Genomic DNA, 1413 nt, shown 5'->3' with positions numbered 1-1413 from the left:
TGCGGATGACGTGGTCGCGGAATACTCCAGGCTGCCCGCAGGTAGGGCATTCATTGATCGGCTCGACGGGTTCGGCTTCAATAACAGTGACGTCACCGTTTTCTGTGGCACCGGTGATAGTAGTTCCTAGTTTTGCGGTGCGGCAGATGGTATCGACGATGACATTTCCGTTAGGCTGCACAGTAGGTCCTTAGTTTTGTACGGATGGATTAGATACCTTTTTCCTACAAAGCCAAGGACCCCAATATCTTGTGCCACGCCCGAACCCCCGGCGAACTAATCAATGCACTCTAAAACCGGAAGAGCCCTTTTAGTACTACTGGTGGATTTCGGTTTTGGTGGGGATTAACGCCGCCGGCTTCGGTTTTTCCGTTGAGGAGGTCGTTGACTACTTCCCGATGGTGAAATGGGTCGATGGTGAGGTAGAGAGGAACCAGTCACCTGGAAGAGATCGATCCAGTCGTTGGTGTGCAATCTGGGAGGTAGGGTCGCGGGGTCGATTCCTCGCGAGCGCAACCATGATTGTGTTTCTGAACGTGATGAAAACAACCCTGCCCTTCGGAGAATTTCCCCTATCCCGCGTCCCCGGGCAGTGAAAACGGTGTGCACCATCGCCTGAAAGGCTTTGCGCTGCTCTATCGGAATCTTCGGGTCACCCACCCGGCGGATCACTAAGATCCCCCCGTCAACGTTTGGCTGTGGCCGGAAAGCAGACCTTGGTACCCGAGAACCCAGGTGAAATGTGAACCATGGGGACCACTGAGCCGTCATCATCGTGCTTGCGCCTACCCCGGCCCGGCGGCGAGCGACTTCCCACTGCATGAGGAGTACAGCGTCAGTCCATGCTGGCGCATGCAGCAACTTTCGAAGAATGGCAGTGGTGAGGTGAAAGGGAATGTTTCCCACAATGACGCAGGGAGTGGCGGGTAACCGGAAGTTAAGGAAATCATCATGGACCACTTCGACCGCCGCCGAGGAGGTTTCTTGTGTGATTTTGGCAGCTAGTTTTGCGTCCACTTCAACTGCCGTTATCGCCCTCCCCAAGTGGGCCATCGGGTGAGTGAGGGCACCGCTTCCTGGTCCGATCTCAATGATGGGGCCGGAGGTTTGTTTCACAAGGTCGATGATGGAGTTGATGATCTTGTGGTTGGTGAGAAAATTTTGGCCATGCTCGTGACGGCCGTGTCCGTATGCAGACATCAGGTGTGCTCCTTGGATTTGAAAGGGAGCCGGGCATGACAAATAGCCGCCCGGCTAAAGGACCGGAGCGGTTTTTAACCTACGGGGTAGGAAACCGCCTTAGCGGTTGGTGCGCAACCGCAAGAAAGCGGTACCTGAAATCAACATGGGTCTAATTATATCCATTTAAATTCGCGGGTGTGAAGTGCCCCGGGTTTTGTTCCTAGGCGTTTG

2 protein-coding genes and 1 pseudogene are annotated in these 1413 nt (G+C 54.6%); all 3 read right to left on the bottom strand.

The features are described 5' to 3' along the window. A pseudogene (locus HMPREF3153_RS12700) lies at positions 1–181 on the bottom strand (ISL3 family transposase); the annotation flags it as partial. Between the two features lie 164 nt (positions 182–345). Further along, entirely contained in the window at positions 346–1200 is an 855-nt protein-coding gene (locus tag HMPREF3153_RS02790; RefSeq protein ID WP_011117480.1) for a 23S rRNA (adenine(2058)-N(6))-methyltransferase Erm(X), read from the bottom strand. Between the two features lie 99 nt (positions 1201–1299). After that, on the bottom strand, positions 1300–1347 hold the full coding sequence (locus tag HMPREF3153_RS13205) for an erythromycin resistance leader peptide (protein WP_011116968.1): 48 nt from the start codon (positions 1345–1347) through the stop codon (positions 1300–1302). Between the last annotated feature and the right edge of the window lie 66 nt (positions 1348–1413).

Origin of the sequence: Corynebacterium sp. HMSC06C06 (assembly GCF_001807295.1) — a bacterium.
Taxonomy (GTDB): Bacteria; Actinomycetota; Actinomycetes; order Mycobacteriales; family Mycobacteriaceae; genus Corynebacterium; species Corynebacterium striatum.
Note: the sequence above shows the minus strand (reverse complement) of the source record. Positions and strands in the feature narration are given on the sequence as shown.